The sequence below is a fragment of the Pseudomonas sp. B2M1-30 genome (assembly GCF_025447575.1).
Lineage (GTDB): Bacteria > Pseudomonadota > Gammaproteobacteria > Pseudomonadales > Pseudomonadaceae > Aquipseudomonas > Aquipseudomonas botevensis.
Genome location: NZ_JAOEJT010000001.1, coordinates 703,363 through 715,776 on the forward strand (window position 1 = coordinate 703,363; position 12,414 = coordinate 715,776).

Genomic DNA, 12,414 nt, shown 5'->3' on the forward strand with positions numbered 1-12,414 from the left:
ACAGGTTTACCAACGGGAGCGGGCTTGCCCGCGAAGGCGGTCTGACTGACGACACGGATCTCCAAATCAGCCGTATGGAAGCCTGTTATGCGTTGCCTGCTGTTCGCTTGTCTGTTGCTCGGTTCTCTGCCCTCCTTCGCCCTGGATCGTTTTCAGGTCGAAGGCTATGCCCTGCCCAATGGCCTGCAACTGTTGCTCAAGCCCGGCACCGAGCGTGGACATGTGGCGATCCGGCTGGTGGTCGGCGTAGGTCTCGATGACTTCGATTGCGATGAGAAAGAGCTGCCGCACCTGCTCGAGCACCTGCTGTTCAGCGGCATCGATGCCACCGGCGAAGGCGGTCTGGAGGAGCGCATGCAGGCGCTGGGCGGCGACTGGAACGCCTTCACCAGCAACGCCGACACCACGTTCGTCATCGAAGCCCCGGCGAAAAACCAGCGCAAGGTCCTCGATCTGTTGCTCGATCTGCTGACCCAGACCCGCATCGACGACAACGCGATCAACGCCGCCAAACGCGTGGTCGAGCGCGAGGACGGCGGACATTACACGCGTCTGCAACGCTTCCTCGACCGCCAGGACCTGGGCCACAGCGCGAGCAATCAACTGGCGGTCGAGCTGGGCCTGAAATGCCCGCAGCGGGCTGAGGTCGACAAACTGACCCAGCAACAACTGGAGAAGGTGCGCAAGGCCTGGTATGCGCCGAACAACATGACCCTGATCGTCGTCGGTGAGCTCGACAAACTGCTGCCGGCCTATCTGGAACGCACCTGGGGCGCGCTCCAGGCCGTTGACCCCAGCGAACACCGGCCGTTGCCGGACATCCGCACCAGCGCCGCCCATGAACGCACACTGATGCGCGGCTTCATTGGCGACAGCGCCAAGCTGCACTGGCTGGTGCCCGAGCCGGTGCTGGACGATCAGTACGACGAAACCTTCGATCTGCTCAAGGAGTACCTGGAATGGGCGCTCTATCGCCAATTGCGCCTGGAACACGGCTTGTCCTACGGGCCATGGGCCGAACGCGAGGTGTTCGGTGGCGTCGGTTTCATGAGCCTGAACGCCGATCTGGATCGCAATGACATCGACGAAGCCAGGCAAGTGCTCGACGACTTGAAGGCTGAACTGCTGAAAAACGGCCTTGACCCCGAAACCTTCGCCCGCCTCAAGCAAGCCGCCATCGCCCATCAGGCCTGGGCCGTGCAGGGCAACAGCGCGATGGCCGACTACTACTGGAGCGCGCTGGGCGACTACGAAGACGGCCGCTTCGCCGACCCCGCCCGGGAGCTGCAAGGGGTGACGCTGGACGCGGCGAACAAGGCCATGCGCGAACTGTTGCTGCAACCGGGCTATCTGCGGATCGAGAAGCCGCTGCTCAGTGATGATCAGGTGGTGTGGCTGGTGGTCGGTGGCCTGGGAATTGTGCTGCTGACGTTGCTCGGCTGGCGTCTGCACCGCCGCAAATCTTCGGCCAGGCACTGAATCCAACAGGGCTTCAGTGTGTTTTTACTGACCGCGAACCTCGCCACAAGCGCTCGCGGACGTTACCCTGTCGGGGTTTTTTCCTATGACGTCGTGAACCGCCCAAATGTCCAGACTGACCCTTCTGATCCAGCGCATTCTCGAACTGATGAAGCGCTATCCCGGGGTCATTGCGCTTGGTGGTTTCATCTCCGGGGTCGGCAGTTTCATCCTGGTCGACCGGCAGCAGGGGCTGGCGAGCTGGATCACCACGATCATGCTGTTGAGCTGGATCTGGCTGATGCTGGAAAACAGCCTGACCCAACTGTTCACGCGGGTCTTCAAACGGGAAATTCCCCAGCCGCTGTTGCGCTACGCGACGCAGATGATTCACCAGGAAAGCCTGTTTTTCGTCCTGCCGTTCTTCTTCATCACCACCACCTGGAACAGCGGCCAGTTGTTGTTCACCGGGCTGCTCGGCGTCGCGGCGCTGATTTCGATTGTCGACCCGCTCTACTACAAGTGGCTGGCGCCGCGCCGCTGGGCGTTTCTCGCGCTGCACACCCTGACCCTGTTCGCCGCCCTGCTCACCGCGTTGCCGGTGATCATGCACCTGACCACTTCGCAGAGCTTCAAGTGGGCATTGGGAATTTCCGTGGTGCTGTCGTTCCCGAGCCTGGCGTCGATCTTCCCGATCCGCACCGTGCGCAATGCGCTGGCGATTCTCAGCATCACCGTCGGTATCGGCGGCGTGGGCTGGGTGCTGCGTTCCTGGGTGCCACCGGCAACGCTGTGGATGACCGACGTGGCGATCAGCACCCAGGTGCAGGATCGCACCCCCGGCGCCAGCCTCGAAGAGGTCAGCGCCGAGCAGATCCGCAACGGCGGTCTCTACGCCTACACCGCGATCAATGCGCCGCGCGGGCTGGATGAGCGGATCTATCATGTCTGGCAGTTCAACGGCAAAGAGGTCGACCGCATCGCCCTCGATATTCATGGCGGGCGCAAGGAAGGCTACCGGGCGTGGACGCACAAGCAGAATTTCCCCGGCAATCCGGTGGGCAAATGGCAGGTGCGGGTCCTGACCGAAGACGACCAGTTGATCGGCGTGCTGCGCTTCAACGTCACGGACAGCACACCGAGCAAAGAAAAGTAACCGGGTTCGTGCTATTACGTAGCTTCGCGTAAACAGCCGAACAAGCACGGAGCTTATGACCAGCCGCTCGATGACCGGTAATGCCCAACTGGACACGTCGCTCAGCCCTGCCCGCCTGCGGGTCACGGGGGACTGGACGCTTGCTCATTACGCCGACCTCAAGCTCCTGAGCGAAAAGCTCCACGGCCAGTACGACGCCAACACCCCTATCGACCTCAATGGCCTCGGCGCCCTCGACACCGCTGGCGCCTCGCTGCTGGTGGAACTGCTCGGTTCCGAGCGTCTGGGCATGTCCGCCGAACACCCCGATTGCACCTTGTCCGCCGCCGACCGCGCGCTGCTGCAAACCGTGTATCGCTCGCTCACCGATTTCTGCGTACCGATCAAGGAGCCGGAAATCAGCGTCAGCGTGCAACTGCTGACCCGCATCGGTCGCGCCGTCGACACGGTCTGGCAAGACACCCTGCAACTGCTCGGCTTCGTCGGGCTGATTCTCGAAACCCTGGCCCGAGGCCTGTTCCGGCCCAAGCGCTGGCGGATCACACCGATGATCGCGCACATCGAACAGACCGGTCTCGACGCCGCGCCGATCGTTGCCCTGCTGACTTTCCTGGTCGGCGCCGTGGTGGCGTTTCTTGGTGCTACGGTGCTCGCCAGTTTCGGCGCGAGCATCTTTACCGTCGACCTCGTGGGTTTCGCCTTCCTGCGGGAGTTCGGTGTGTTGCTCACCGCGATCCTGATGGCCGGGCGCACCGCCAGTGCGTTCACCGCGCAGATCGGCTCGATGAAGGCCAACGAAGAGATCGACGCGATCCGCACCCTCGGCCTCGATCCGATGGAGCTGCTGGTGGTGCCGCGTGTGCTGGCGTTGCTGGTGGCGTTGCCGATGCTGACCTTTCTGGCGATGGTCTGCGGGATCGTCGGCGGTGGGGTGGTTTGTGCGGTGTCGCTGGGGATTTCTCCGGCGATGTTCCTCTCGTTGCTGCAAACCGACATCGGTATCCAGCATTTTCTGGTCGGGCTGGTGAAGGCGCCGATCTTTGCGTTTCTGATTGCGGCGATTGGCTGCCTGGAAGGCTTCAAGGTCAGCGGCAGCGCCGAATCAGTGGGTGCTCACACCACGTCGAGCGTGGTGCAGTCGATTTTCGTGGTGATCGTGTTCGATGCGGTGGCCGCGTTGTTCTTCATGGAGATGGGCTGGTGAGTCGTCTACCCCGCGCGCCGTCCGAGGCGGTGATCGAAGTTCGTGGCCTGTGCAACCGCTTCGGGCGCCAGAGCGTGCACGAGAACCTCGACATGGATCTGTACAAAGGCGAAATCCTTGCCGTGGTCGGCGGTTCCGGCAGCGGCAAATCGGTGCTGCTGCGCAGCATCGTCGGTCTGCGTCAGCCCAGCGAGGGCGTGGTCAAGGTGTTCGGCCAAAACCTGCCGAGCCTGCCCGAACACGAACGCTCACTGATCGAGCGGCGTTTCGGCGTGCTGTTTCAGAAAGGCGCGTTGTTCTCTTCGCTGACCGTCACCGAGAACGTCGCCCTGCCCCTGATCGAACATGCCGGCCTGAGCCGCAACGACGCCGAGCATCTGGCGGCGGTGAAACTGGCGCTGGCCGGGCTGCCGCTGTCGGCGGCGGACAAATACCCGGCGTCCCTCTCCGGCGGCATGATCAAGCGCGCGGCGCTGGCCCGGGCGTTGGCGCTGGACCCGGACATCCTGTTTCTCGATGAACCCACCGCCGGCCTCGATCCGATCGGCGCGGCGGCGTTCGATCAATTGATTCTGACCCTGCGCGATGCGCTGGGCCTGAGCGTGTTTCTGGTGACCCACGACCTCGACACGCTCTACACCATCACCGACCGGGTGGCGGTGCTGGCGCAGAAGAAAGTGCTGGTGGCCGGGCCGATCGACGTGGTCTCGGAAACCGACGACGCATGGATTCACGAATACTTCCACGGCCCTCGCGGCCGCTCGGCGCTGGACGCCGCCAAATTGCTCAACGAGGTCTGACATGGAAACCCGAGCCCATCATGTGTTGATCGGCCTGTTCACCGTGATAGTGGTGGCCGGCGCCCTGCTCTTCGGTCTGTGGCTGGCCAAGTCCAGCGTCGACACCGAGTTCAAGGATTACGAAGTGGTGTTCAACGAGGCGGTCAGCGGTCTGTCCAAGGGCAGTCCGGTGCAGTACAGCGGGATCAAGGTCGGCGACGTGGTCAGCCTGCGTCTCGACCCGCAGGACCCGCGTCGGGTGCTGGCGCGGATTCGCCTGGGCGGCGACACACCGATCAAGGAAGACACCGAGGCGAAACTGGCGCTGACCGGGATCACCGGCACCTCGATCATCCAGCTCAGTGGCGGTACGCCGCAGAGTCCGAAGCTCAAGGGGCACGACGGCAACCTGCCGACGCTGATCGCTGCGCCCTCGCCCATCGCCCGCCTGCTCACCGACAGCAGCGACCTGATGAGCAGCATCAACGTGCTGTTGCACAACGCCAACCAGATGTTTTCGGCGGACAACGTCGAGCGCATCAGCAATACCCTCGCTCACCTCGAACAGACCACCGGTGCGATCAACGATCAGCGCGGCGATCTGCGTCAGGCCATGCAGCAACTGACGAGCGTCGGCAAACAGGCCGGCAACATGCTCGAACAGACCTCGGCGCTGATGCGCAACGCCAACGGCCTGCTCAACGATCAAGGCAAGCAGGCCCTCGGCAGCGCCAGCCAGGCCATGAAATCCCTGGAACAAAGCAGCGCCACCATTAATGAGCTGCTGAGCAAGAACCAGACGTCCCTCGACAGCGGCATGCAAGGTCTCAACGGCCTGGCCCCGGCCGTGCGCGAACTGCGCGAAACCCTGAACTCGCTGCGGGCCATTTCCCAACGCCTTGAGGCCAACCCCAGCGGCTACCTGCTGGGCCGTGACAAGAACAAGGAATTCACGCCATGAAGCTGACCCGTCTCGCCCTCCTGACCCTGATCGGCACGGTGCTCGGTGCGTGCTCGATCCTGCCCGAGTCGGTGCCGTCGGATGTCTACCGTTTGCCGGCGGCCCAGGCTCCTGCGTCGGCCGGTTCGGCGACGCAACACTGGTCGCTGCGGCTGAACAAATTGCAGGCCGGCGAAGCGTTGAACCGACCGAGCATCGCGGTGATCCCGCAAGGTGATGTGATCAGCAGCTACAAGGCCTCGCGCTGGAGCGATCCGGCGCCGGTGCTGGTGCGCAATCGACTGCTGGACGGCTTTCAGCGTGACGGCCGGGTGACGCTGCTGAGCACCGATGACAGCAACTTCCAGGCGGATCTGGAGCTGGGCGGCAGCTTGCAGGCGTTCCAGACCGAATATCAGGGCAGTCAGGCCAGCGTCGTGGTGCGTCTCGATGTGTTGCTGGTGCGCGGCTATGACCAGCGCATCCTCGCCAGCCGCCGCTTCGAAGAGCGTCAGCCGCTGAGCGACGTCAAGGTGCCGGCGGTGGTCGCCGGGTTTGGTCAGGCCAGTGACCGGCTGACCGCGAAGGTCGTGGCGTGGGCGGTCGAGCAAGGGCAAAAAGCCTCGCCCGCCGTGAAGCCCTGATTTAACCCTAATCCTTGTGGGAGTGGGCTTGCCCGCTCCCACGGAGGTTTTTGGTTTAGCCGAAGAACCAGTAGCAGACGCCGATGGCGCCCAGCACGCCGGCCAGTTCCGCGAGCAATGCGCAACCCACCGCGTGCCGCGCGCGCTGGATCCCCACCGCGCCGAAGTACACCGCCAGCACGTAGAACGTGGTCTCGGTGCTGCCCTGGATCGTCGCCGCGACCAGCGCCGGGAAGCTGTCCACGCCCGAGGTCTTCATGGTCTCGATCAGCATCGCCCGGGCGGCACTGCCGGAGAACGGCTTGACCATCGCGGTCGGCAGCGCGTCGACGAAGCGCGTGTCCCAACCGGCCCACTCGACCAGATGACGGATGCCGTCGAGGCCGAAATCCAGCGCCCCGGAAGCGCGCAGCACGCCGATTGCGCAGAGCATCGCCACCAGATACGGCAGCAGGTTCTTGGCGACGTCGAAGCCTTCTTTGGCGCCCTCGACGAATGCCTCGTAGACCTTCACCTTGCGTAACGCGCCGATGATCAGGAACAGCATGATCAGACCGAACAGCGTCAGGTTGCCGAGGATCGACGACAGGCTCGCCAGCGCCGTCGCCGACAGGGTCGCCAGCAGCGCCATGAAGCCGCCGAGAATCAATGCGCCGGGCACCAGATAGGCCAGCACCACCGGGTCCCAGATGCGCAGGCGCTGCATGAACGCCACGGACAGGAAGCCAACGATGGTCGAGCAACTGGTCGCCAGCAGGATCGGCAGGAACACCAGGGTCGGATCCGGCGCGCCTTGCTGGGCGCGGTACATGAAGATCGTCACCGGCAGCAGGGTCAGCGACGACGCGTTGAGCACCAGGAACAGGATCTGCGCGTTGCTGGCGACGGTGGCACTGGGGTTGAGTTCCTGCAGCGCTTTCATGGCCTTGAGGCCGATGGGCGTGGCGGCGTTATCGAGGCCGAGGCCGTTGGCGGCGAAGTTCAGGGTGATCAGACCGAGCGCCGGGTGACCGGGCGGCACTTCCGGCATCAGTCGCAGAAACAGCGGTCCGAGCACTTTCGCCAGCCATTCGACGATGCCGGCCTTCTCGGCAATGCGCAGGAAGCCCAGCCACAGGGTCAGCGTGCCGAACAGCAGCACCATGACCTCGACCGACAGCTTGGCCATGGCAAAAATGCTTTCCACCATCGCCGCGAAAATCCCGGCGTTGCCGCCGACCAGCCACTGCGCCAGCGCCGATACGGCTGCCACGATGAAGAAGCCAAGCCACAGGCCATTAAGCATCAGTCAAATCCCCCGGAAGATGCGGCGAATGATAGCGGGGCTGCCAGAAACGACAAACCCCGGATTGCTCCGGGGTTTGTGTGTGAGGCCTGTCGCGACCTTGTGGGAGCAGGCTTGCCCGCTCCGACAGGTTCGGATCAGTTGCGGGAGGTTTCACCTGCCGGCAGCTTTTCCTTGCTGCGCCAGTGCGGCAGGGAGTTCCAGTAGCGCTGGCCCTTGGCGTCGTCGTACATGCCTTCCCAACGTGCGATGACCAGCACGGCGAGGGCGTTGCCGATCACGTTCAGGGCGGTACGTGCCATGTCCATGATGCGGTCGACACCGGCGATGAACGCCAGGCCTTCCAGCGGAATACCGACGCTGCCCAGGGTCGCCAGCAGCACCACGAAGGACACGCCCGGTACGCCGGCGATGCCTTTGGAGGTGACCATCAGGGTCAGGACCAGCAGCAGTTGCTGGCTGATCGACAGGTCGATGCCGTACAGCTGAGCGATGAAGATGGCCGCGATGCTCTGGTACAGGGTCGAACCGTCGAGGTTGAACGAGTAACCGGTCGGCACCACGAAGCTGCAGATGGCTTTCGGTGCGCCGTAGGCTTCCATCTTCTCGATCACGCGCGGCAGCACGGTTTCGGACGAAGCGGTGGAGTAGGCCAGCACCAGCTCATCCTTGAAGATGCGCATCAGCTTGATCACCGAGAAGCCAAAGAGGCGGGCGATGAGGCCCAGCACCACGAAGGCGAAGAAGGCGATGGCGACGTAAACCAGGATCACCAGTTTGGCCAGCGGCAGCAGCGAAGCGAAGCCGAAGTTGGCGACGGTCACCGCGATCAGTGCGAATACGCCGATCGGGGCGTAGTTCATGATCATGTGGGTGACTTTGAACATGCTTTCCGAAACGCCCTGGAACATCTTCACCAGAGGCTCGCGCAGGTCCGATTGCAGGCTCGACAGACCGAGGCCGAACAGCACGGAGAAGAAGATGATCGGCAGCATCTCGCCACGGGCCATGGCCGCGAAGATGTTCGATGGAATCAGGTTGAGGATGGTCTCGATGAACGCGTGTTCATGCTGTACTTCGGCAGCGGTGGCCTGGTACTTGGAGATGTCCACGGTGCCCAGGGTGCTCATGTCGATGCCGGCACCCGGATGGAACAGGTTGGCCAGCAACAGACCGACGATGATGGCGATGGTGGTGACGATTTCGAAGTAGATGATGGTCTTCAGGCCAATGCGCCCGAGTTTCTTGGCGTCGCCCACACCGGCGATGCCGACGATCAGGGACGAGATGACGATCGGGATCACGATCATCTTGATCAGACGGATAAAGATATCGCCTGCCGGTTGCAGGACGTTGCTGATCCACCACGCCTTCTCGGCACTGAAGTGGTTGAGCAACGCACCGATTGCAATCCCCAATACCAGACCGATGAGGATCTGCCAGGCGAGGCTAAGCTTTGCCTTCTTCATTATCTTTACCCTTACTTGCGTTTGACTCAGGCACATGCAGGAACTGGAACGCTCTTGGCGGAAAAGTCTGTGCATCTGCCTCCGTATAAGGTGCCCCCGAAGCGCGTATTTGCGCTCTCCGGCAGGCGAAAAAAGGCGCAACTATTCCGATGCGGGGTTGCGACGTCTAATGCCGTAAACGCCTACCCTATGCCGAATCGGCATGAGATTTTTCAAATGAAACTGGCGTCCCAACCGGTTCGAATACGACATTTCGGCAGGCATAAGTGCCGTGAACCGGCCATTCCAGCGTAGTCCGGATGTTTTTTGATCAGCAGAATTTCGTCGGAAATTTCGGAAAAAGCCCACGTTCAGAGACAAAAAGTCCGAGCCATTAATTCGCTGCTTTCTCGATATACGGTCGGCTGGAAATACGGCGAAACGGTTTCGCGGGGAGTGTGCTGGAGAAAAGAGACGAGCAGAGCGCTCTAGATCAACGTTTTGTCGCGACAAAGCCCTTCGCAAGCCCGCCAGGGCGAGTGACGCCGGCGAACTTGCGTCGCAGCTTTTACCCTGACCCGGCCCTCGACGCAGGCACTCCCTGTACCCGTAGGTCACTCCGACCCTGAAACAGTCAGAACGTCCCGGCCCCTTGGTCATGCGCCAACCTTCCTCGGGTGGGCGCAATGGAAGGCAGCTTCACTGCCCTCATGTTCGAAACTTCAGTACCAGTTCGGATCTTTCTTCAATGTTTCCATCAACAGATCCTGCATGCCCTGATCGGGTTTGCCGAGGAAGCGGTAGGTGGCATGTCGCGTGGGCGACTTGTCGGCCGGCAGTCCTTCGGGCACATCGACCAGCATGGCGTAGGCATGCTTCTTGTCGAAACTGAAAGCGACGATCAGGCGGTGGTTGAGGCATTTGTCCTGCGATTCGCAGAGTGGCCCGACCAGATACTTGTCGCCATCTTCAGTCACTGCATTCATTTGCTGGTCTGGCGTTCCGGAGAGGTTCATCACCCATTCCGGCAGGCGTTCTTCCTTCTTCACCACGCCTTCCCAGGTTTCCCTGTATTGCGCGTCGGAGCTTAGCAACTCATTGACTCGCGCCTGGCCATCATTGGCCGCTATCGCCATGGCACTACCGCCCAGAAGCAGGGCGGCTGCCAGTGTCTTTAAAGCACTCATGGTCAACCTCGGCCGCGACGGCCAAAGAAGAACGATGCGATGAACATCACCAGGAACACGACAAACAGAATCTTGGCGATACCCGTGGCGGTGCCCGCGATACCACCGAAGCCCAGTACGGCGGCGATGATGGCAATGATCAGGAATGTGATTGCCCAGCTCAACATGGTGATTCTCCTTGCTTCTATTTAGGGGTATTGCATTTCCCGGCGCGTGGACGCCCGAAACTGACTGGAAAAATGCTTAGAAAACCCAGCGCTCCTGCCGTGGCATCTCACCCAGCGGCTGTGGCTGGTCGACGTCCAGCATGCGCATCGAGGTGGTCTCGGTCTGACTGCTGCTGACGGCACTGAAGTGCGTCTGTGTCTTGTGCTGGATCGAGATCAGCGGCTCGGGCTGCTGGCTCTGCTCCCAGCGCAGGTACTGCTGGCAGGCAATCAACGTGATCAACAGGGCAAGCACGCCAAACAGGCCTTGCTGAATGTGCAGTGGCGAGATGCTCAGTTGGGCGGCACGTTGGCGAGTCATCCTGGTTTCCTCACTCTTGTTCGATGGGGGCAGTTGCAAATCTGCCCGGGCTGTCAGGGATATTGCAGCCTGCATGCCAGCTTTTTATTTTAAAAATATCCAATAAAATCAATAAGTTATAGATGGTGTAAAAATCGTTCGCGACGCATCCTGCACGATGTGTCCGCCGTGGTCGTGCGTAATGCACGATTATTTCGTAGGAGATTTCATTCTTATGGAATTGAGAGCAGGGCGCGGATGTCAGAAAAGAACGCAGGCAATCGCCCGCCAATCGAGATTTGTTTAAAAAATCAACAAAATCAGTGGATTAGCCGTAAAGGCAGGAGAGAGCTACCCTCCTATGGCTGGCATCGTTCAGAATCAACCATGCAACTTGCCCGATTTTTCCGGGACTAACCCAAGACATTCACTTATGGAGCGTAGGAAAAATGGAATCAGCCACTGAGCACCAAGGCCGCATTCTGCTGGTGGACGATGAATCCGCCATCCTGCGAACCTTTCGTTACTGTCTTGAAGACGAAGGCTATACCGTTGCCACCGCCAACAGCGCGGCCCAGGCCGATGCGCTGTTGCAGCGCCAGGTGTTCGATCTGTGTTTCCTCGATCTGCGTCTGGGCGAGGACAACGGCCTCGACGTATTGGCGCAGATGCGCATCCAGGCACCGTGGATGCGCGTGGTGATCGTCACCGCCCACTCGGCGGTCGATACGGCGGTGGATGCGATCCAGGCGGGTGCCGCCGACTATCTGGTCAAGCCATGCAGCCCTGACCAATTGCGTCTGGCCACTGCCAAGCAACTGGAAGTGCGCCAGTTGTCGGCGCGACTCGAAGCCCTCGAAGGCGAGATCCGCAAGCCGAAGGATGGTCTGGATTCCCACAGCCCTGCGATGAAAGTCGTACTGGAAACCGCGCGCCAGGTTGCCGGCACCGATGCCAACATCCTGATCCTCGGCGAGTCCGGCACCGGTAAAGGTGAGCTGGCCCGGGCGATTCATGGCTGGAGCAAGCGCGAGAAGAAATCCTGCGTCACCATCAACTGCCCGTCGCTGACCGCCGAACTGATGGAAAGCGAGCTGTTCGGCCACAGTCGCGGTGCGTTCACCGGCGCCAGCGAAAGCACATTGGGGCGGGTCAATCAGGCGGATGGCGGCACGCTGTTTCTTGACGAGATCGGCGATTTTCCATTGACGTTGCAACCCAAGTTGCTACGTTTCATTCAGGACAAGGAATACGAACGGGTAGGGGATCCGGTCACCCGCCGCGCCGATGTGCGCATTCTCGCCGCGACCAACCTCAACCTTGAAGACATGGTGCGTGACGGACGATTCCGGGAAGACCTGCTGTATCGCCTCAACGTCATCACCTTGCACCTGCCGCCCCTGCGCGAGCGCGCCGAAGACATCCTGACCCTGGCCGACCGTTTCCTCGCGCGTTTCGTCAAAGAGTACGCGCGCCCGGCCCGGGGCTTCAGTGACGAGGCGCGTGAAGCGCTGCTCGGCTATCGCTGGCCGGGCAACATTCGCGAACTGCGCAACGTGATCGAGCGGGCGAGCATCATCTGCCCGCAGGAGCGCGTGGAAATCAGCCACCTCGGCATGGCCGAGCAGCCAGCCAACAATGCCCCACGGGTCGGCGCGGCGCTGAGCCTCGACGAACTGGAAAAAGCCCACATCGGCGCCGTGCTTGCCACTGCCGGCACCCTGGACCAGGCCGCCAAGACATTAGGAATCGACGCTTCGACCCTGTATCGCAAGCGCAAGCAGTACAACCTGTGAGCGCCCGCCG

The 12,414-nt window shown here is 61.6% G+C and carries 12 protein-coding genes; 7 read left to right on the forward strand and 5 right to left on the reverse strand.

Going from position 1 to position 12,414, the window contains the following annotated elements:
* The first annotated feature begins 87 nt into the window (after positions 1-87).
* The 6 genes from N8H74_RS03250 (at position 88) to N8H74_RS03275 (ending at position 6,181) form a co-directional block, all read left to right on the forward strand.
* A complete protein-coding gene (locus tag N8H74_RS03250) occupies positions 88-1,479 on the forward strand; it encodes an insulinase family protein (protein WP_262146177.1) in 1,392 nt (463 codons plus the stop codon).
* A 106-nt stretch (positions 1,480-1,585) separates the two neighbouring features.
* Positions 1,586-2,614, forward strand: coding sequence for a DUF2914 domain-containing protein (locus N8H74_RS03255; protein WP_262146178.1), 1,029 nt, complete (start codon positions 1,586-1,588; stop codon positions 2,612-2,614).
* A 55-nt stretch (positions 2,615-2,669) separates the two neighbouring features.
* The gene (locus N8H74_RS03260) at positions 2,670-3,818 is read left to right on the forward strand and encodes an ABC transporter permease (RefSeq protein WP_217829019.1); all 1,149 of its coding nucleotides are present in this window, start codon (positions 2,670-2,672) and stop codon (positions 3,816-3,818) included.
* Complete coding sequence (locus N8H74_RS03265) at positions 3,815-4,618, forward strand: ATP-binding cassette domain-containing protein (RefSeq protein ID WP_262146180.1); 804 nt, start codon at positions 3,815-3,817, stop codon at positions 4,616-4,618. Before N8H74_RS03260 ends, N8H74_RS03265 begins: the two co-directional genes overlap by 4 nt.
* Before the next feature lies 1 nt (position 4,619).
* Entirely contained in the window at positions 4,620-5,558 is a 939-nt protein-coding gene (locus tag N8H74_RS03270; RefSeq protein WP_262146181.1) for an MlaD family protein, read from the forward strand.
* Entirely contained in the window at positions 5,555-6,181 is a 627-nt protein-coding gene (locus tag N8H74_RS03275) for an ABC-type transport auxiliary lipoprotein family protein (RefSeq protein ID WP_262146183.1), read from the forward strand. Before N8H74_RS03270 ends, N8H74_RS03275 begins: the two co-directional genes overlap by 4 nt.
* A gap of 55 nt (positions 6,182-6,236) precedes the next feature.
* On the opposite strand, the gene N8H74_RS03280 is transcribed toward N8H74_RS03275, so the two are convergent.
* From N8H74_RS03280 to N8H74_RS03300, 5 genes are all read right to left on the reverse strand, one after another.
* A complete protein-coding gene (locus N8H74_RS03280; protein ID WP_262146185.1) occupies positions 6,237-7,466 on the reverse strand; it encodes a spore maturation protein in 1,230 nt (409 codons plus the stop codon).
* 137 nt (positions 7,467-7,603) lie between these two features.
* A complete protein-coding gene (gene gltP / locus N8H74_RS03285; RefSeq protein WP_217829014.1) occupies positions 7,604-8,935 on the reverse strand; it encodes a glutamate/aspartate:proton symporter GltP in 1,332 nt (443 codons plus the stop codon).
* Positions 8,936-9,636: 701 nt separating this feature from the next.
* Complete coding sequence (locus N8H74_RS03290) at positions 9,637-10,101, reverse strand: inhibitor of vertebrate lysozyme family protein (RefSeq protein ID WP_217829013.1); 465 nt, start codon at positions 10,099-10,101, stop codon at positions 9,637-9,639.
* Positions 10,102-10,103: 2 nt separating this feature from the next.
* Positions 10,104-10,268: a DUF1328 domain-containing protein gene (locus N8H74_RS03295; RefSeq protein ID WP_003177151.1), complete on the reverse strand. Its 165-nt coding sequence runs from the start codon at positions 10,266-10,268 to the stop codon at positions 10,104-10,106.
* A 76-nt stretch (positions 10,269-10,344) separates the two neighbouring features.
* On the reverse strand, positions 10,345-10,629 hold the full coding sequence (locus tag N8H74_RS03300; protein WP_217829012.1) for a hypothetical protein: 285 nt from the start codon (positions 10,627-10,629) through the stop codon (positions 10,345-10,347).
* Positions 10,630-11,057: 428 nt separating this feature from the next.
* On the opposite strand from N8H74_RS03300, the gene algB reads away from it, so the two are divergent.
* Positions 11,058-12,404 carry a sigma-54-dependent response regulator transcription factor AlgB gene (algB, locus tag N8H74_RS03305; RefSeq protein WP_217829011.1) on the forward strand — a complete coding sequence of 449 codons (1,347 nt, stop codon included), beginning with the start codon at positions 11,058-11,060 and terminating at the stop codon, positions 12,402-12,404.
* The last annotated feature ends 10 nt before the right edge of the window (positions 12,405-12,414 follow it).